The sequence below is a fragment of the Acidovorax sp. BoFeN1 genome (assembly GCF_003345135.1).
GTDB lineage: Bacteria > Pseudomonadota > Gammaproteobacteria > Burkholderiales > Burkholderiaceae_C > Acidovorax > Acidovorax defluvii.
The window spans coordinates 61,523-78,677 of record NZ_QOZT01000012.1 but is presented as its reverse complement, the minus strand read 5'-3'; the positions used below and the strand labels follow the sequence as shown (position 1 = coordinate 78,677).

The 17,155-nt window shown below is 66.1% G+C and carries 21 protein-coding genes and 1 pseudogene; 7 read left to right on the top strand and 15 right to left on the bottom strand.

The window, feature by feature from the left end; genetic code table 11:
• The 4 genes and pseudogenes from DTW89_RS05145 to DTW89_RS05130 form a co-directional block, all read right to left on the bottom strand.
• Nucleotides 1–329 (bottom strand): annotated as a pseudogene (locus tag DTW89_RS05145) (DUF4136 domain-containing protein); the annotation flags it as partial.
• A 41-nt stretch (nucleotides 330–370) separates the two neighbouring features.
• On the bottom strand, nucleotides 371–1,318 hold the full coding sequence (gene ttcA, locus DTW89_RS05140; RefSeq protein WP_114655146.1) for a tRNA 2-thiocytidine(32) synthetase TtcA: 948 nt from the start codon (nucleotides 1,316–1,318) through the stop codon (nucleotides 371–373).
• Between the two features lie 5 nt (nucleotides 1,319–1,323).
• Nucleotides 1,324–1,695 (bottom strand): dihydroneopterin aldolase, encoded by a 372-nt coding sequence (locus tag DTW89_RS05135; protein ID WP_024813076.1) that lies wholly within the window; start codon nucleotides 1,693–1,695, stop codon nucleotides 1,324–1,326.
• 22 nt (nucleotides 1,696–1,717) lie between these two features.
• On the bottom strand, nucleotides 1,718–2,512 hold the full coding sequence (locus DTW89_RS05130; protein ID WP_114655145.1) for an SDR family oxidoreductase: 795 nt from the start codon (nucleotides 2,510–2,512) through the stop codon (nucleotides 1,718–1,720).
• A gap of 10 nt (nucleotides 2,513–2,522) precedes the next feature.
• Between DTW89_RS05130 and DTW89_RS05125 the strand changes: the two genes are divergently transcribed.
• From DTW89_RS05125 to trxC, 3 genes are all read left to right on the top strand, one after another.
• A complete protein-coding gene (locus DTW89_RS05125; RefSeq protein ID WP_114655144.1) occupies nucleotides 2,523–3,641 on the top strand; it encodes a class I SAM-dependent methyltransferase in 1,119 nt (372 codons plus the stop codon).
• 21 nt (nucleotides 3,642–3,662) lie between these two features.
• Nucleotides 3,663–3,857 carry a DUF2905 domain-containing protein gene (locus DTW89_RS05120; protein WP_024813073.1) on the top strand — a complete coding sequence of 65 codons (195 nt, stop codon included), beginning with the start codon at nucleotides 3,663–3,665 and terminating at the stop codon, nucleotides 3,855–3,857.
• A gap of 209 nt (nucleotides 3,858–4,066) precedes the next feature.
• Nucleotides 4,067–4,501, top strand: a complete 435-nt coding sequence (gene trxC / locus DTW89_RS05115; protein ID WP_114655143.1) for a thioredoxin TrxC — start codon at nucleotides 4,067–4,069, stop codon at nucleotides 4,499–4,501.
• 10 nt (nucleotides 4,502–4,511) lie between these two features.
• Here the strand turns inward: trxC and DTW89_RS05110 are convergent, their stop codons facing one another.
• Genes DTW89_RS05110 through DTW89_RS05095 form a run of 4 tightly spaced genes read right to left on the bottom strand, consistent with a single transcriptional unit; the run spans nucleotide 4,512 to nucleotide 6,924 of the window.
• Entirely contained in the window at nucleotides 4,512–4,994 is a 483-nt protein-coding gene (locus tag DTW89_RS05110; protein ID WP_114655142.1) for a DoxX family protein, read from the bottom strand.
• 9 nt (nucleotides 4,995–5,003) lie between these two features.
• Nucleotides 5,004–5,777, bottom strand: coding sequence for an HvfC/BufC N-terminal domain-containing protein (locus tag DTW89_RS05105; RefSeq protein ID WP_114655141.1), 774 nt, complete (start codon nucleotides 5,775–5,777; stop codon nucleotides 5,004–5,006).
• On the bottom strand, nucleotides 5,768–6,610 hold the full coding sequence (gene bufB / locus DTW89_RS05100) for an MNIO family bufferin maturase (RefSeq protein WP_114655140.1): 843 nt from the start codon (nucleotides 6,608–6,610) through the stop codon (nucleotides 5,768–5,770). The genes DTW89_RS05105 and bufB overlap by 10 nt, the downstream gene beginning before the upstream one ends.
• A 14-nt stretch (nucleotides 6,611–6,624) precedes the next feature.
• Nucleotides 6,625–6,924, bottom strand: coding sequence for a BufA1 family periplasmic bufferin-type metallophore (locus DTW89_RS05095; RefSeq protein ID WP_024813063.1), 300 nt, complete (start codon nucleotides 6,922–6,924; stop codon nucleotides 6,625–6,627).
• Between the two features lie 199 nt (nucleotides 6,925–7,123).
• On the opposite strand from DTW89_RS05095, the gene DTW89_RS05090 reads away from it, so the two are divergent.
• Together DTW89_RS05090 and DTW89_RS05085 are read left to right on the top strand one after the other, a co-directional pair.
• Nucleotides 7,124–7,666 (top strand): sigma-70 family RNA polymerase sigma factor, encoded by a 543-nt coding sequence (locus DTW89_RS05090; RefSeq protein WP_024813062.1) that lies wholly within the window; start codon nucleotides 7,124–7,126, stop codon nucleotides 7,664–7,666.
• Entirely contained in the window at nucleotides 7,663–8,304 is a 642-nt protein-coding gene (locus DTW89_RS05085) for an NrsF family protein (protein ID WP_114655139.1), read from the top strand. Before DTW89_RS05090 ends, DTW89_RS05085 begins: the two co-directional genes overlap by 4 nt.
• A gap of 24 nt (nucleotides 8,305–8,328) precedes the next feature.
• Here DTW89_RS05085 and DTW89_RS05080 read toward each other — a convergent pair whose 3' ends face one another.
• Entirely contained in the window at nucleotides 8,329–9,579 is a 1,251-nt protein-coding gene (locus DTW89_RS05080; RefSeq protein WP_114655138.1) for a multifunctional CCA addition/repair protein, read from the bottom strand.
• A gap of 45 nt (nucleotides 9,580–9,624) precedes the next feature.
• Here DTW89_RS05080 and DTW89_RS05075 point away from each other — a divergent pair, with 45 nt between their 5' ends.
• Nucleotides 9,625–10,086, top strand: coding sequence for a hypothetical protein (locus DTW89_RS05075; RefSeq protein ID WP_114655137.1), 462 nt, complete (start codon nucleotides 9,625–9,627; stop codon nucleotides 10,084–10,086).
• A 9-nt stretch (nucleotides 10,087–10,095) separates the two neighbouring features.
• On the opposite strand, the gene DTW89_RS05070 is transcribed toward DTW89_RS05075, so the two are convergent.
• The 4 genes from DTW89_RS05070 to DTW89_RS05055 all read right to left on the bottom strand — a co-directional run bounded on the left by DTW89_RS05070 (nucleotide 10,096) and on the right by DTW89_RS05055 (nucleotide 12,273).
• On the bottom strand, nucleotides 10,096–10,389 hold the full coding sequence (locus DTW89_RS05070; RefSeq protein WP_114655136.1) for a type II toxin-antitoxin system RelE/ParE family toxin: 294 nt from the start codon (nucleotides 10,387–10,389) through the stop codon (nucleotides 10,096–10,098).
• Between the two features lie 20 nt (nucleotides 10,390–10,409).
• Nucleotides 10,410–10,694, bottom strand: a complete 285-nt coding sequence (locus DTW89_RS05065) for a ribbon-helix-helix protein, CopG family (RefSeq protein WP_024813057.1) — start codon at nucleotides 10,692–10,694, stop codon at nucleotides 10,410–10,412.
• 81 nt (nucleotides 10,695–10,775) lie between these two features.
• Nucleotides 10,776–11,459 carry a glutathione S-transferase family protein gene (locus tag DTW89_RS05060; RefSeq protein WP_114655135.1) on the bottom strand — a complete coding sequence of 228 codons (684 nt, stop codon included), beginning with the start codon at nucleotides 11,457–11,459 and terminating at the stop codon, nucleotides 10,776–10,778.
• Nucleotides 11,460–11,700: 241 nt separating this feature from the next.
• On the bottom strand, nucleotides 11,701–12,273 hold the full coding sequence (locus tag DTW89_RS05055; RefSeq protein WP_114655134.1) for a 5-formyltetrahydrofolate cyclo-ligase: 573 nt from the start codon (nucleotides 12,271–12,273) through the stop codon (nucleotides 11,701–11,703).
• A gap of 14 nt (nucleotides 12,274–12,287) precedes the next feature.
• On the opposite strand from DTW89_RS05055, the gene DTW89_RS05050 reads away from it, so the two are divergent.
• Nucleotides 12,288–14,273: a lytic transglycosylase domain-containing protein gene (locus tag DTW89_RS05050; protein WP_114655133.1), complete on the top strand. Its 1,986-nt coding sequence runs from the start codon at nucleotides 12,288–12,290 to the stop codon at nucleotides 14,271–14,273.
• A 153-nt stretch (nucleotides 14,274–14,426) separates the two neighbouring features.
• On the opposite strand, the gene DTW89_RS05045 is transcribed toward DTW89_RS05050, so the two are convergent.
• Together DTW89_RS05045 and DTW89_RS05040 are read right to left on the bottom strand one after the other, a co-directional pair.
• The gene (locus DTW89_RS05045) at nucleotides 14,427–15,353 is read right to left on the bottom strand and encodes an MBL fold metallo-hydrolase (protein WP_114655132.1); all 927 of its coding nucleotides are present in this window, start codon (nucleotides 15,351–15,353) and stop codon (nucleotides 14,427–14,429) included.
• 27 nt (nucleotides 15,354–15,380) lie between these two features.
• Nucleotides 15,381–17,066 carry an AMP-binding protein gene (locus DTW89_RS05040; protein WP_114655131.1) on the bottom strand — a complete coding sequence of 562 codons (1,686 nt, stop codon included), beginning with the start codon at nucleotides 17,064–17,066 and terminating at the stop codon, nucleotides 15,381–15,383.
• Between the last annotated feature and the right edge of the window lie 89 nt (nucleotides 17,067–17,155).

The following is a 17,155-nucleotide window of genomic DNA, read 5'->3' as shown; positions in this document are numbered from 1 at the left end:
CAGCCACCCCAGCCCCACCCGGGGCCATCCCAGTAGTCCGGATAGGCCTGGAGGTCGATGCGGGCATGGGCCTGCACGCGATAAAACGGCGCCGCGCTGTCCTGGCGCAGGCCCACCTTGGCCAGCGCCAGCCGGGCCTGTTCTTCCACTGCAGACTGCTGTGCGCCCTGGGCTTGCTGCGACGGCAAGCGCTCGAAGCTGTAAGTGGCCCGCGCGGGCGCGCCGGCGAGCTGGGAGAACGATTGCACGTCGCTGTCCACCAGGCGGGTGCTGGCGCAACCGGTCAGCCACAGTGCTGCGCACAGCAGGGGCAAAGTGATCCATTTCATGGCAGCTCCTTAAAAAAACGCCGGCTGCGGTGCGTCGGCCTTTACTGGATGCGCACCACCTGAACGCCAGGCAAGGCAGATGGCTCCGGGAAATCTTCGGCGTCAAACGCCTTGTCGCCGTTGTCATCGGCCACGCCCGTGGCGTGTGCGCCCTTGAAATCGTACAGCGCGCCATCGAGCAAGTGGCTGGGCACCACGTTCTGCAGGGCGTTGAACATGTTTTCCACGCGGCCGGGGTATTTTTTCTGCCACTCGCGCAGCATTTCGCCCACCTGCTTGCGCTGCAGGTTCTCCTGGCTGCCGCACAGGTTGCAGGGAATGATGGGGAACTGGCGCACCTTGGCCCACTGCGTGGTGTCTTTTTCGGCCACAAAGGCCAGGGGGCGGATCACCACATGGCGGCCGTCGTCGCTCACCAGCTTCGGGGGCATGCTCTTGAGCTTGCCGCCAAAGAACATGTTGAGCAGCAGCGTGGCCAGAATGTCGTCGCGGTGGTGGCCCAGCGCTATTTTTGTGGCGCCCAGCTCGTCGGCCACGCGGTACAGAATGCCCCGGCGCAGGCGGCTGCACAGGCTGCAGGTGGTTTTGCCCTCGGGGATCAGGCGCTTGACGATGCTGTAGGTGTCCTCGTTCTCGATGTGGAACGGCACGCCGGTGCTTTTCAGGTAATCGGGCAGCACATGCTCGGGGAAACCGGGCTGCTTCTGGTCGAGGTTCACGGCCACCAGGTCGAAATGGATGGGCGCGCGTTTTTTCAGCTTGAGCAGGATGTCGAGCAGCGCATAGCTGTCCTTGCCGCCCGACATGCACACCATGACCTTGTCGCCCTCTTCGATCATGTTGTAGTGCACGATGGCCTTGCCGGCCTCGCGGCACAGGCGCTTTTCGAGCTTGTGCGCCTCGCGCTCGATCTTGAAATCAAAGGGCACGCGCTCCGCCGCCGCCGCAGTTTCTTCGCCCGTCCAGGCGCTGGTATCCATTGCATTCATTGCGTTCACCACTGTCCTGTTTCCATGCGAATGGCCACTTCGCAGTCGTCAAAAATTTCGAGCTTGGCTATTTTTACGCGCACGCCGCGCACACCGGGCAGCTGCATCAGCCGCTGGGCCAGCTTGCCGATCAGACTTTCGAGCAGGTTCACATGCTCGGCTGTGCACTCGTCGATGATGATCTGGCGCACCTTGCGGTAGTCGAGCACATGCTCGATGTCGTCGTCGTGCGGCGCCAGCGGCTGTGCGCCCAGGCTCAGCTCGGCATCCACCTGGATGGGCTGGGGCGCGTTTTTTTCGTGCGCCAGGATGCCCAGGTTGGCATCAAAGCGCAGCCCGGTGAGGGTCAGGGTCTGGAGACCAGAGGCTTGGTTCATGGTGTTGGGCGTGAGCATGGGCTCACATCAGGGAAAAGTCACGCTCGAATTTCATCAGGTGCTGGCCCCCATCGACGAGCAGCGTGGTGCCGGTGATGGAACGGTTTTCCAGCGCAAATCGCACGGTGGCCGCCACGTCGTCGGCGGTGGACGAGCGGCCCAGCGGGGAGAGAGCGTGCAGCTGCTGAAACTTCTCGTCGCTCAGCAAATGGCTGGTGAGCGTGAGGCCCGGCGCCACGCCCACCACCCGCACGCGCGGGGCCAGCGCCAGCGCCAGCATCGTGCCGGCGGCTTCCAGCGCGGCCTTGGAGAGCGTATAGCTTAAAAAATCGGGGTTCTGGTTCCAGAGCTTCTGGTCCAGCAGGTTGACCACGGCGCCCTGTGCGTCGGCTTCGCCTGCGGCAGCGCGGTCCTGCAGATGCTGGTGCAGGGCCTGGGCCAGCACGATGGGCGCACCGGTGTTGCTGCGCAGGTGCTTTTCGAGTGCGGCAAACCCGAAGGACTGGGCGTTGTCGTGCTCGAACAGCGAGGCACTGTTGACCACCGCATCCACGCCGCCGAAGTGCTCGATCACCCGGGGCAGCAGGGTGCGCACCGATGCCTCGTCTTCAAAATCAGCATCAAAATGGGCGCTAGCGCTTGTCAGGCTTGCGCAAGCAGCTACTGTATCAATAGCGTCTTGCTGCGATGAGCGGTAATGCACCGCCACCTGCCAGCCGCCTGCCGCCAGCGCCAGCGCAATGCTGCGGCCCAGGCGCCGGGCGGCGCCCGTTACCAGAACCGTGCGCGGGCGGGAAGAAAGAAAAGGGGTGGACATGTGGGGGACAATGCGGGCCGTGACCCAAAGACCCGACAGTTTAACGACCGCCCTGCAAACCCACATCGCCCAGGCCATTGCCGCTGCCGGCGGCTGGATCGGGTTTGACCGCTTCATGGCGTTGGCCCTGTACACGCCCGGCCTGGGCTATTACGCCAACGATTCCACCAAGTTCGGCGCCATGCCGCAGTCGGGCAGCGACTTCGTGACCGCGCCCGAGCTCACGCCGCTGTTCGGCCAGACCCTGGCCCTGCAGGTGGACGAGGCGCTGGCGCAAACCGGCACGCACGAGGTGTGGGAGTTTGGCGCCGGCTCGGGCGCCCTGGCCCTGCAACTGCTCGATGCGCTGGGCGACCGCGTGCAGCGCTACACCATCGTCGACCTCTCGGGCAGCCTGCGGGTGCGCCAGCAGACCTTGCTGGCCCGGCATGCGCACAAGTTGCAGTGGGTGGACGCGCTGCCTGCGCAGTTCAAGGGCGTGGTGGTGGGCAACGAGGTGCTCGATGCCATGCCCGTGCAGCTGCTGGCCCGCCATGGCGGGCACGAGGGCGGGCGATGGCATGAACGCGGCGTGGTGGTGGGCGATAGCGGTGCTTTTGCGTGGGCCGACCGGCCTACCGACCTGCGACCGCCCGTCGAGATTGAAGGCCCGCACGACTACCTGACCGAAATCCACGCCCAGGGCGAGGGTTTCATCCGCACCCTGGCCGACCGGCTGGAGCGCGGCGCCATCTTCTTGCTGGACTATGGTTTTGGCGAGAGTGAGTACTACCACCCGCAGCGCCACATGGGCACCGTGATGTGTCACCAGGGCCATCTGGCCGACAGCGACCCGCTGGTGGCGGTGGGCCTGAAAGACATCACCGCCCATGTCAACTTCACCGCCATGGCGCTGGCCGCACAAGATGCCGGGTTGGAAGTGCTGGGCTACACCACGCAGGCGCACTTTCTGATCAACTGCGGAATGCTCCCAAAAATGGAGCAGCTTGCGCAGGCGCAGCGGTCAACAGCGGCCAAATTGATCATGGAACACGAGATGGGCGAGCTGTTCAAGGTGCTGGCGCTGGCCAAGGGCACGGTGTGGGACGCGCTGGGTTTTGTGCACGGCGACCGTTCGCACCGGTTATGAGTTCATGAAAAAGGCCTTGCCATGATCCGCTGGCTCATCGTTGTGTTCCTGGCGCTGGTGCTTATCAACGGCCTGTCACCTTGGCTGCAGCGCATGGGGCTGGGGCGGCTGCCGGGGGATTTTCGCTTTCGGCTGTTCGGGCGCGAATGGTTCATTCCGCTGGCCAGCACGGTGCTGCTGAGTTTTGTGCTGAGCCTGGCGGTGAAGTGGCTCTGATATGAAACACCCCCCCTGTGGCGCTTTGTGCCTTCCCCCCGCTCTCGCAGCGCTGCGCGCTGCGGGCAAGGGGACGCTCCCAGCGCAGCGGGGCGGCCCTTGCGCGGGAGCCCTGGCCTGGGTCGCGCCAGTTCAGGCGTCGCGGGTCGCGCAATGCGCAGTGGAGACACTGACTTGATTTTTGCGGGGTTTGGCCCGATGTCTGTGCCATGACCGAATCCCTGCACATCGTCTGCCCCCACTGCCACACCACCAACCGCGTCCAGGCGGCGCAGCTCGGCAGCCAGCCCGACTGCGGCAGTTGCCACCAGCCCTTGTTCACCGGGGCGCCGCTGGCGCTGGATGCCACCAGCTTTGCCAAGCAGGTGCAGCGCAACCACATCCCGGTGCTGGTTGATTTTTGGGCGCCCTGGTGCGGCCCCTGCCGCCAGATGGCCCCTGCCTTTGCGCAGGCGGCGCGCGCACTGGAGCCGCAGGTGCGGCTGGCCAAGCTCGATACCGAAGCGCATCTGCAGGTGGCGGCGCCCTACAACATCCGGAGCATTCCGACCATGGTGCTGTTCAACGGCGGGGCCGAGGTGGCACGCATTTCGGGCGCGCTGGGTGCGGCGGACATCGAGCGCTGGGTGCGTTCGGTGCTGTGATGCGCGAGTTTCAGCGCAGTCCCAGCCAGCGGTCCAGCGACAGGCTGCCAGCGCCGCGTCCGGCAAGGTAAAGCATCAGCGCCGCCCACGACAAGTGCGTGGGCCAGGCGTCGGGGTACACAAAGACCTGGATCACCAGCGTCATGCCTAGCAGCGCCAGGGCCGACAGGCGGGTGGCCAGCCCCAGCACCAGCAGCACCGGGAACAGGTGCTCAGACACGGTGGCCATCTGCGCCGCCCATTCCGGGGGAATCAGCGGCAGCTTGTATTCCTCGCGGAACAGCAGGTAGGTGGTGTCGGTGATCGTGAACACGCCATCCACCTTGGTGCGGCCCGACATCCAGAATATGCCCGCCAGCGCCAGGCGTGCGGCCAGCGCGATCAGGCTGTGCGGCGTGCACTGCTCCAGCCGCTGGGCCAGGCCGTTCCACAGCCCGCGCAGGCCGGGGTGGGATGCGGGCGCATTGCCGATGGGGGAGTGGGTGGTGTGCATGGGGTGCTCCTAGTTCAACGAGGTTTCGGGGGCGCGCAGTGCGCCGCTGCGCAGCAGCAGCGCGACGAGTGCGGGCAGGTCGGCGGCGGGGTCGGCCTGCAGGGCTTGGGCGGCGGCGTCCTCAAAAGTGGCGCCCGCTGCGCAGGCGTCCAGCAGCGCGCAGCCCGCGTGCGAAAGGGGCACCCACTGCACGGCGTCGTGCGGGCGGGTCAGCAGTGCGCCTTCGCCGTGCCAGGGCAGGTGGGCGTCCCACTGCAGCTGCTCACGCTGGCGCTGCCACAGGGTGTAGGCCGGGTGGTCTTCGCACCACTGCCAGCGCGCCGCCGGGTGGGGCTGCAGGTGCAGGTGTGCCAGTGTTTCGGGTGGCTGGCGGGCCAGCCAGGCGGCTTGCAGCGCAGGCGCGTCGGCGGCCAGGTGGGCTTCGGTCCAGCAGCGGTCCAGCCGTGCCACGGCGCCCAGGTAGGGCAGGTTGGCGGCGGGGCCAAAGCCTTCCAGGAAATCGGCAAAGCCCGCGCCATAGTCCATCAGGCACCCGTCCGTCGGCGGGTGCTGGTGCACGAAGGCATGTGCCGCAGCGCGCAGCCAGTCGGTGCCCACCAGGGCGTGCACGGCGGGGTAGTTGGCCTGCAGCGCGTCGATGCAGCCCTTGGCCACGGTGTTGCGGTACACGGCAAAGCCGGGCTGGGCGAGCATCGCATCCAGCCAGGCGGGCGGTGGTGTGCTGGCGCCGGGCGGGGGCAGCAGGGCGCTGGCCAGGCCGTCCTGAAAATCGCTCAGGTGCATGGCAGGGCCTCCAGGTTCGCGAGCATGCGGTGCGCACGCTCGCGCTCGGTCAATAACTCGAACAGAGGCGGAATGGCATCGTCGCGTTCGATCAGTGTGGGCCGGGGGCCGGTGCGCGCGATCAGGTGCTCGTACAGTGCCCACACGGGCTCGGCCACGGGGGCGTCGTGGCTGTCGATGAGCAGCGCGTCGCCCAGGCGCGGGTCGGCATGGTGGCCCGCGAGGTGGATTTCGGTGATGGCCTGCACCGGAAAGGCGTCGAGGTAGTCGCTGGCGCAAGTGCCAAGGTTGTGCGCGCTGAGGTACAGGTTGTTCACGTCCAACAGCAGGCTGCAGCCAGTGCGGCGCACCAGCTCGGCCAGGAAATCGGTCTCAGACCAGTCGTGCCCCTCGAGGTGCAGGTAGTGCGTGGGGTTCTCGATGGCAATGGTGCGGCCCAGGGCGTCCTGCGTGGCGCAGATGTTGGCCGCGATGCGTGCCAGCGCCTCGTGCGTGCGCGGGAAGGGCAGCAGGTCCGGGTGGTAGCGCCCGCGCCAGGCCGACCAGGCCAGGTGCTCGGACACCAGTGCGGGCTCGATGCGCCGCGCCAGTTGCGCCAGGCGCCGCAGGTGCTCTGCATCGGGCGGCGCATCTGCCGCGAGCGAGAGCGACACGCCATGCAGCGACACCGGGTGGCGCGCCCGGATGGCTTCTAGCCAGGCCAGGCGCGGGCCGCCGTCGGCCAGATAGTTTTCGGGGTTCACCTCCCACCACAGGTCGCTGGCGGTGCAGTGCAGGGCCTCGTCGTAATGCTGGGGCTTGAGGCCCAGGCCCGCGGTGAGAAGGGGTGTCATGGTGCGGCTTTCGGTCAGCTCTTCATGGCTTCCAGGGAACCCATGCCCTTGGGCGTTTTGATGCTGGCGCAGGTGCCTGCGGGAACAAACTTCCAGGCGTTGCCCTGGTAGTCCACCTTCGAGGTGCCCGCGCAGGTGGTGCCGGGGCCTGCGGCGCAGTCGTTCTTGCCTGCCAGCGAGACGCCGTAGCACTTTTCCATGGCGGGTTTGGCCATGTCGCCGGATTTGTTCATGTTGTCCGACTGCGCCAGGGCGGCGCCGGAGGCGAGGGCGGCAAAGGCGAGTGCGCCAAGGGTGAGGGTGCGTGTGGTCATGGCAGTTTCTCCAGAAAAGATGAATGACAGGAAAGCAGACCTGGGTGCCAGAGCGCGGTGCGCCGCAGTCCCCGATCTGCGATGTAATTCGCGCTGCATGCGGGGCGGGTTACACCGAGTGCAAAAAAATGGGCAGCTTTTTTTGAAGCCTGCTGTAACCGGATGGCTCCAGCGCACGAATACCCTTCTGGGAGACACCATGGAGATTGAAGACAGGCTGCGTGCGCTGCTGCTGCAAGGGCTGGACGCCGACGCAGCGGCCTACCAGCGGTTTTTGAAGGAGTTGAGCGCCCATCTGCGGGCGTTCCTGCGGCGCCGTCTGGCGCAGTGGCCGGACGCGGTGGAAGACCTGGTGCAGGAGACGCTGCTGGCCGTGCACAACCAGCGCCACACCTACCAGCCCCAGATGCCGGTGACGGCGTGGGTGCATGCGATTGCCCGCTACAAGCTGGTGGACTGGTTGCGCTCGCACGCGGTGAAAGAAGCGCGCAACGATCCGCTGGACGATGCCCACGAGCTGTTCTCCAGCAGCGATGCCGAAGCCGCTGAGGCCCGGCGCGATCTGGGTCAGTTGCTGCAGACACTGCCCGACCGCCAGCGCTTGCCCATCGTGCATGTGAAGTTGCACGGGCTTTCGGTGGTCGAGACGGCGCAACTCACGGGGCTGTCGGAGTCGGCGGTCAAAATCGGCGTGCATCGGGGGCTCAAGGCCCTGGCCGCCAAGATCAGGGGAATGGCATGAAAACCGATGAATTGATTCATCTGCTGGCCGCCGATGCCACGCCGGTGGCCCGCCACCGCATTGAGCAGCGCTTCGCCGTGGCCACTTTGGCTGGGGTGGTAGGTGCCGGGATGGCGCTGATGGCCTGGTTTGGCTTGCGGCCAGACCTGGCGCAGGCTGCGGCCTTGCCCATGTTCTGGGGCAAGCTGATGTTTGCTGCGTCGCTCGCGGTGGCTGGACTGGCGTTGCTGCGGCGCATGGCGCGCCCCGGCGCCACCCTGGGGCTTTCGGCCTGGTGGCTGGCTGTGCCGCCCCTGGTGGTGTGGGCCATGGCAGCATGGGCTCTGTGGCAGGCCGCACCGGCCGAGCACCTGCCGCTGCTGCTGGGCAGCACCTGGCGCACCTGCCCGTTCAACATTGCGGCCCTGTCGGCGCCGGCTCTGGCGGCCTGCTTGTGGGCGCTGAAAGGTGCGGCGCCTACCCGCCTGGCATGGTCTGGTGCTAGCGCTGGCCTGCTGGCGGGCGCCCTGGGGACGCTGGTCTATGCATTGCATTGCCCCGAGATGGCGGCGCCGTTCCTGGCGGTGTGGTACCTGCTGGGCATGGCCATTCCCACGGCCGTGGGGGCTGCACTGGGGCCGCGCCTGTTGCGCTGGTGAGGTGATTGGTGGTCCTGCGCAGGTTCAGTCGGCCGCAGTTGTCAGAAGCCAGGCGGCCACGGCCCGCACCCGCGCAGCGTGGATCATTTCACCCACTTTTTGACCTGTAACGCCCGACTCTGCTGCGTGAGTAGCTATCACACTGGTAGCAACCGATTGCACCGCGGCCAGTGCTTCGCGCAGGCGCTGGCGCTGCGGGTAGGGCGCTTCGTCAAAGCCCAGGCGCCCGCGCGCATCGCATTCGCAGGCCAGCAAAATTTCATCAAAGCGCGCCGGTTTGCGAATGCCGTCGCAGCGCTCGATCAGGCGCACCAGGGCGGCTGCGCCCAGCTCGCCGCTGCGGTGGATGTTGCCGTGCTCGCGCGCCACCACGTCGGAGGTTTCGCGGCATTCGGTGGGTACGCGCAGGCGCTCGCACAGGCCCTTGAGCAGTTTGGCGCTGCGCTGCTCGTGGCCGATGTGGCGCGGCAGCATGTCGGCGGGCGTGGTGCCTTTGCCCAGGTCGTGTACCAGGCAGGCAAAGCGCACGGTGAGCGTCGTGGCCAGCCGCGCCGCCATGTCCAGCACCATCATCAGGTGCACGCCGGTGTCCACCTCGGGGTGGTATTCGGGCCGCTGGGGCACGCCCCACAAGCGGTCTACCTCGGGCAGCACCACCTTGAGCGCGCCGCACTCGCGCAGCACGTCGAACATGCGCGAGGGGCGCTCTTCCATCAGCCCGCGCGCCAGCTCTTGCCACACGCGCTCGGCCACCAGGTGGTCGGCCTCGCCATGCGCCACCATCTCGCGCATGAGCTGCATCGTCTCGGGCGCCACCGTGAAATCGGTGAAGCGCGCGGCAAAGCGCGCCACGCGCAAGATGCGCACCGGGTCTTCGCGAAACGAGTCGGTCACATGGCGCAGCACGCGGTGTTGCAGGTCGCGTTCGCCTCCATACGGATCAAAATGGCCTCTAGCGCTTGATGGGTCTGCGCTGATAGCTATCGCATTGATAGTAAGGTCGCGCCGCGCCAGGTCTTCTTCCAGCGTCACATCGGGCGAGCTTTGCACCACAAAGCCCCGGTAACCGCGCCCGCTCTTGCGCTCGGTGCGCGCCAGCGCGTACTCCTCGCGCGTTTCGGGGTGCAGAAAAACCGGAAAGTCCCGCCCCACCGGCAGATAGCCCAGCGCCAGCATCTGCTCGGGCGTGGCGCCCACCACCACCCAGTCGTGGTCATTCACGGGCCGGCCCAGAAGCTTGTCGCGGACGGCGCCGCCTACCATGTAGATTTGCATGCGGCGAGTTTAGAACCTGCGCTGCGCCGTATATTCCAGCCCACCATGTCCCTATCGTCCGACCTCACCATCGCCCAGCTCAACCCTGACGGCAGCGTTCCCGTGCCCACCGCGCCCGATGCGGCGGCCAACGCCGCAGCCGAAGCCCTGCAGCGCGAGGCGCAGTTCGAAGCCTTGCAGACCAAAGTGGACGACCTGCAGGAAATTTTGGCCAAGCCGCTCAATGAAATCCTGGCCGACCGCGATAAGTTCAAGGAGGCGATGGCCGCGTGGGATGCCTTTGGCGCCATGTGGATGCTGTCGCAGCGCGCCATGAAGCGTGTGGCGCTGGACCTGGCCGCGGAGCAGGGCGTGAGTGAAGACGATGTGGTGGCCCGCGCCATGCGGCACGCCAAGGCGGTGCTCAACAGTGAGGACGAAACCCTAGGTGGCACCATCGCCGCCGCGCAGCTGGCGCACATCGCACGGCACAAGGCGTTTTTGCGCAAGCAGTTCCGGCAGGGGTGAGGCCAGGCCTCAGCGCTTGAATCCTGCCTCCCGCTGGCTGCGCACCGCCAGCACGAACACGGTGTCAATAGCCTCCACGTAGTGGTACAGCGCCACATAGCCCCGCGAGGCGCGGCCAATCACCAGTTCGCGCTTGCCGCCTTGCACGGGCCGCCCGATCTGCGGGCTGTGGGCGAGGATTTGCAGGGCTTCCAGAATGGCGCCAATGCGATCGGGTGCGGATTCGGGGTCGTATTGGGCGATGTGCTCGAAGAAACGGTCGAAGTCGTCCAGGACTTCCCGGGCCAGCTCAATGCGGGTCATGTGGCGGTAGGCGCTGGCGTTTACTCGTTCGGGATGCGTGCAGCGGGCTTGCGGGGGCGCCCGCCCTGGGCGCGAGAGGCGAGGTAGGCCTTGGCGTCTTCCCAGCCCACCGTTTGGCCCGTGGCGCGGATGCGGGCCCAGCGCTCGTCGGCCAGTGCATGAAAGGTGTTGTCCAGCTCCACCTGCTCCACCGTCTGGGCAATGGCTTCCAGAATGAAGGCGTGGGCCGTTTTTCCCGCCTGCGCAGCAGCGGCGTTGATGCGGGCTTTCAGGTCGTCTTCAAGGCGTATGGTGGTGGTGGACATCGCGGCTCCAATGGTAGGTCAATGTAGCACGCAAGTGCTACATGTGCCATGCGTTTCGGGAAATCAGCCGGGCCGATCGTTTCAGCGCCTCAGCCGGTACGGCTCTTCAAAGTCCAGAAAGTCCTTCTCGGCCAGGGCCTCGTCGATCCAGGCCTTGACGCCGGGCAGCTCGCGCACGCGGTCCACATAGGCCTTGATGGGGGCGGGCACAGGCAGGTCGTAGGTGTGCAGCCGCATGCACACGGGTGCAAAGTAGGCGTCGGCGATGCTGAACTCGCCCAACAGCATCGGGCCGCCATATTGCGCGAGCAGGCCGCTCCACATGTCCACCAGGCGCTGCACATCGGCGCGCACGGCGCTCTGGTCGCGCCAGATCAGGGCGCCGGTATCGGGCAGGTGGGCTTCGATGTTCATGGGGCAGGCGCCGCGCAGGGCGGTGAAGCCGCTGTGCATTTCGGCGCAGACGCTGCGGGCGTGGGCGCGGGCGGCCTTGTCCTGGGGCCAGAGATGTTTTTCGGGGTAGCTTTCGGCCAGGTATTCGGCGATGGACAGGGTGTCCCACACCACCAGGTCGCCGTCGACCAGCGCCGGCACCTTGCCGGTGGGGCTCACGGGGCCGATGGTGCGCTTGAACTCGGAGTCGGCCTCGAAACTGTCAAAGCGCACGCGCACTTCCTCAAACGCAATGCCGGCCTGGCGCAGCAGCACCCAGGGGCGCATGGACCAGGACGAATAGTTCTTGTTGCCGATATAGAGCTTGGGCATGATTGAAAAGTCTTGCTGGGGCGGAAAAATGGATGCTAACCCCGGCCCTGGCTTTCGCCAATGCTCATTGCCCCGTTGTTTGATGCACGATGCGCATCAAAGCTGCAATGCGTGCAGACTCTGGCCTCCGAGTGAGCCCCCCATACCAGTGCCATCGTGGAACTGGCTTCGCCAGGCCACGGGTGGCGCCCCCTCGGGGGAAGGCGCCGCAGGCGACCCAGGGGGGCTTCTATACAGGCCTCTATACCGGCCAGACCACCCCGTTGTCATTCAGGATGGCATCGAGCGGCAGGTCAAACGCTTCGGGCTCGAAGTCGTCCAGATAGCCGTTGGTAAAGCCCAGCCCCACGGTGAACGGCTTGGGCTGCAGCGTGGCCAGCGTGCGGTCGTAAAAACCGCCGCCATAGCCCAGGCGGTAGCCGCCCGCCGCATAGCCCACGCAGGGCACAAAAAGCAGCGTGGGCACGATGACCTCGGTGTCCTTGGGTTTGGGGATGCCATACGCGTCTTCTTCCATGGGGCAGCCGGGGTGCCAGGCATGAAAGGTGAGCGTTTTGTGCACCTTGTTGACCACCGGCAGGCCGATGCGCCGGCGCTGGGGTTCATCGAGCAGTTCGCCGTCTTCCTTCCAGCGGTGCAGGGCGGGCAGGGGGTCGAACTCGCCCTTGATGGGCCAGTAGGCGCCGATCACGGTGTCCGGCCGGTTCACCAGCCAGATGCGCATCACTTGTTGTAACAGGTCGGAGCGCTGTAGGCGGTCGGGCAGATTGAGGCGTTCTTCTATCAATGCGCGCCGAAGGGCTGCTTTGTCCATCAGATAATTCCCCCATGCAATTACTCAGAGCGATTCTGACACCCCTTGTCGCCGCCGCCGTGCTGGCCGCTGCTGCGCCCCTTGTCCAGGCGCAAAACCGTGGTGACGACACCCTGCTGGAAATGCAGCAGGCCTTTCGCAAAGGCGACCGCAAAAAGCTCGAGCAGCTGCTGCCCGCCGTGCGCGGCCATGCGCTGGAACCCTGGGCCGCCTACTGGGAGCTGAAGGCGCGCCTGAACGAAGCCACGTCGCAAGAAGTGCAGGCTTTCATGCAGCGCTATGCCGGCAGCTACCAGGAAGACCGCCTGCGCAACGACTGGCTGCTGCTCCTGGGCCAGCGCCGCGACTGGGGCCAGTTTGCCGAGCAGCACCCCCACTACCGGATGTCCGACGACCGCGAAGTGCGCTGCTACGCGTTGCTGATCGACCAGATCAAGGGCACGGCGCCCGCCACGGTGGCCGACGATGTGCGCAGCAACTGGTATGCCCAGCGCGATGCAGACGACGGCTGCACCCACGCTGCGGGAGAGCTGTACGGCTACAAAAAGCTCTCGGCGGTGGACATCTGGCGCAAGGCCCGCCTGGGCGCCGAGGCCAACCGCCCCCGCGCGGTGCGGGCTGCGGTGGAGATCGTCGCACCCGAGGTGCTGACGCAGCTCAAGGAGGTGCTGGACGCGCCCAGCAAATACCTGTTGGCGCGCAACATGGCAGGCAGCAGGGTGCGCCAGGAACTGGTGCTGCTTGCGCTGATCAGGCTGGCCTCCGGCGACCCTGACAGCGCTGCGCACCAGCTCGACAGCAAGTGGAGCGAATACCTCTCTGCCGAGGAGCGCAACTGGGCCTGGGGCGTCATCGGCAAGTCTGCTGCGCAGAAGCTCTCGGGCAGCGCACACGGCTATTTTTCCAACGTGACGCGCAACAGCCACCTGAATGACGACCTGCTGGGCTGGAAGGTGCGCGCCGCTTTGCGCGCCGGCCAGTGGAAGGCCGTGGGCAATGTGGTGGATGCCATGAGCGCCGAGGCCCGCCAGGACAGCACCTGGGTTTACTGGAAAGCCCGCGCCATGCTGGCCGCCAAGCCCAGCGAAGCCGAGCGCGCCGAAGCGCGGCAATTGCTGACGGGCATTGCCGGAACGCGCGGTTTCTATGAACAGCTGGCATTGGAAGAGCTGGGCCAGCGCATCACCGTGCCGCCCGCGCCTGCGCCGCTGACCGCCGAGGAAAAGGCCGCTGCCCGCGCCAACCCGGGGCTCAACCGCGGCCTTTACGCCATCTTGCTGGGCCTGCGCAGCGAAGGCGTGCGCGAGTGGAACTACGCCACCAACCTGCACACGCCCGGCGGCATGGCCGACCGCGAGCTGCTGGCCGCCGCCGACTTTGCCTGCCAGCGCGAGGTGTGGGACCGCTGCATCAACACCAGCGAGCGCACCAAGACCGTGACCGACATGGCGCAACGCTTTCCCATGCCGTTTCGCGCTGCCGTGGTGGAGCGTGCCCAGGGCATCGGGCTGGACCCGGCCTATGTGTATGGCCTGATCCGGCAAGAAAGCCGTTTCATCATGGACGCCCGCTCGCATGTGGGCGCATCGGGCCTGATGCAGGTGATGCCCGCCACCGCGCGCTGGACGGCCCGCAAGATCGGGTTGACCGGTTTCACCGCCGACCAGATCACCGACCGCGACACCAACATCACCATTGGCACGGCCTACCTCAAGCTGGCGCTGGACGATTTCGCGGGCTCCATGCCCATGGCTGCTGCTGCTTACAACGCCGGCCCCGGCCGCCCGCGCAGCTGGCGCAATGGTCCGGTGCTCGACGCCGCCATCTGGGCCGAAAACGTGCCGTTTGCCGAAACGCGCGACTATGTGAAAAAAGTGCTGGCCAACACCACCAATTACGCCGCCATGTTGACGGGCCAGCCCCAGTCACTCAAGGCACGGCTGGGTACGGTGGGGCCGCGCGATGCGGCTGCGCCCGAGGTGAACAACGATCTGCCCTGAAGCCACGCGCGTTGACAGGTGGTGTTCATTTGCTATTTATTTAATAGCTATTGGCGCAATCTGTATAAGCGCTAGCGTCTGTTTTGGTGTGAAATTGTTTGCGGCCGCGGTTGTCGCTGCGGTGGTGGCAGGGCCGCCCGGCACCCTGCGGCGTCAGGCGTTGTGCAGCCACTCACCCTGGCGCACGGCGGCACCTGACCGCACCAGATCATCGGCCAGACTTTGCAGCCATTCGGCCTCGGCCTGGTCGGCAAAGTGGCGGGCGTGCAGCATACCGAAATAGGGCGTGGCCCGCGCCCAGGCGAGCAGGTCTGCCAGCGCAATCTGCTGCCATTCGAGCAGCTTGTACTTGAGCAACACCTTGGCGGCATAAAGCGCGTGTTTGGCCGGGTTGCGCGCAAAGCCGTCCAGGCGACGGCGGGCGCCGTCGAGCGCGCGGGCCGCGTCGGCAAACACCGGACCGTGGCCCGGGATCACGGTGCGCGGTGCCAGGTGCTCTATCAGATCGAGCGTGGCGGCCACCTCTGCAAAGGCGCTTTCGCCCTCCAGCTCGGGAAAGACCACGCCAAAGCCGTTTTCCCACAGCGCGTCGGCCGAGATCAGGATGCGGTTGTGCGGCTCGAACAGCACCACCGAGTGCGTGTCGTGCCCCGGCGCGGCGTGCACCTGCCAGGCCCTGTCGCCCAGCAGCGTGGTGGTGCCGGGTTGCAGCAGGGTGTCGAAGCGAAATGGCGGGCATTCCTGGCCGGTGGGGGTGTAGCTGAGCGCATAGGCGTCCCAGTGGCGCACATGGGCGGCCTGTCCCGGCGGGATGGCGGTTTCCGCCCCGGGCCAGGCCTGCTGCAGGGCTGCATTGCCTCCGCAGTGGTCGCTGTGCAGGTGGGTGTTGAGGATGCGGTCGAGTGCGCGCCCGCCCAGCGCGCCTTGCACCAGTTCCACCGTCTGGTCGGCGTGACTGCAATAGCCCGTGTCCACCACCGCAGTGCCGTGCCGCCCGTGAAAGACGATGTTGTTAGCCGACAGCCAGCCGCGCTCCAGCACCGTGATATCTGGCGGTAGCGCAATCGGGGTGTGCGGCATCTGCTATGAATAGGTGAGTGAACGAAATTACTTGGCCGTGCGCAGCTCGCGCCGCAGGATCTTGCCCACGTTGCTCTTGGGCAGCTCGTCGCGGAACTCGATGTACTTGGGGCGCTTGTAACCGGTGAGGTTGGCGTGGCAGAAGTTGGCCACTTCGTCTTCGGTGAGGGCCGGGTCGTTCTTGATGATGAACACCTTGATGGCCTCGCCCTGTTTTTCATCCGGGATACCGATGGCTGCGCACTCCACCACGCCGGGACACAGGCTGATGACCTGTTCGAGCTCGTTGGGAAACACGTTGAAGCCGCTCACCAGAATCATGTCCTTCTTGCGGTCGATGATGCGCGTGTAGCCCTGCGCGTCCATGATGCCGATGTCGCCCGTGCGCATGAAGCCGTCGGCCGTGAAGGCCAGGGCGTTTTCGGCGGGCTGGTTGTAGTAGCCCGTCATCACGTTGGGGCCGCGGATGCAGATCTCGCCCGATTCACCGATCGGCATGCTGTTGCCCGCGTCGTCCTTGATGGCGATGTCGATGCCTGGCAGCGGCAGGCCGATGGTGCCGCTGAATTCGGTGTTGGTCACGGGGTTGTTGGTGCCGATGGCGCAGGTCTCGCTCATGCCCCAGCCCTCGATCATGGTGCTGCCCGTGACCTTTTGCCAGTGGCGCGCCGTCCCCTCTGATGCGGCCATGCCGCCAGCCTGCGACACGCACAGGTGCGAAAAATCGATGGACTTGAACTGCGGGTGCTGCAGCAGCGCGTTGAACAGCGTGTTCACGGCCGGCAGCATGTGGAAGGGACGCTTTTTGAGCACCTCGACGAATTTGGGAATGTCGCGCGGGTTGGGAATCAGCGTGAGGCTGGAGCCCTGGCGGATGGCCAGCAGGCACAGCGTGAGCGCGAAGATGTGGTACAGCGGCAGCGCGGCAATGCTGTTGGCGCGGCTGAGGTCGCCCACCTTGGCCAGAGCCGGGGTGAACCAGGCCTCGGCCTGCAGCGTGGCGGCCACAATGCAGCGGTGGGTGAGCACCGCACCCTTGGACAAGCCTGTGGTGCCGCCCGTGTATTGCAAAAAGGCGATGGAGTCGAGCGTGGCCTGGCTGGGGGCCAGCGTGCGGCGCTCGCCCAGCGACAGCGCCTTTTTGAAGCTGACGACCTTGCGGCCATGGGACAGGGGCAGCTCGTAGGCGGGCACCATCTTGGCCAGGTGGCGTACGGCAAAGGTGATCCACCGGCCATAAAAAGTGCCCAGCAGATCGCCCATGGATGCCATCACCACATGCTGCACCGCCGTGTGGTCGACGATTTCGCTCAGGGTGTGGGCGAAGTTCTCCAGGATCACGATGGCCGTGGCGCCCGAATCCTTGAGCTGGTGCTCCAGCTCGCGCGCGGTGTAGAGCGGGTTCACGTTGACGCAGGTGTAGCCGGCGCGCAGCACGGCCGCCATGGTCACGCCAAATTGCGGCACGTTGGGCAGCATGATGGCCACGCGCGCACCGGGCTCAAGCCCCAGGCCCTGCAGGTAGGCGCCCAGGGCTGCCGAGAGGCGCTCCAGTTCGCCATAGGACATCCACTGGTCCATGCAGACCGAAAAAGGGCTCGACGCGTGCTTGCGAAAGGATTCTTCCAGAAGGTGCGCCACCGAGCGGTATTGCTCGGGCTGCACATCGTGGGGAACCCCCGGGGGGTAGCTTTTGAGCCAGATCTTTTCCATGCGGTGTCCTCGGGTGCTCCGATAGATAGGTTCTAAGGGGGTGTGGGCCCAGATTGTGGGAGCAAGGGCGCGGGTTGGGTTATCGGGCT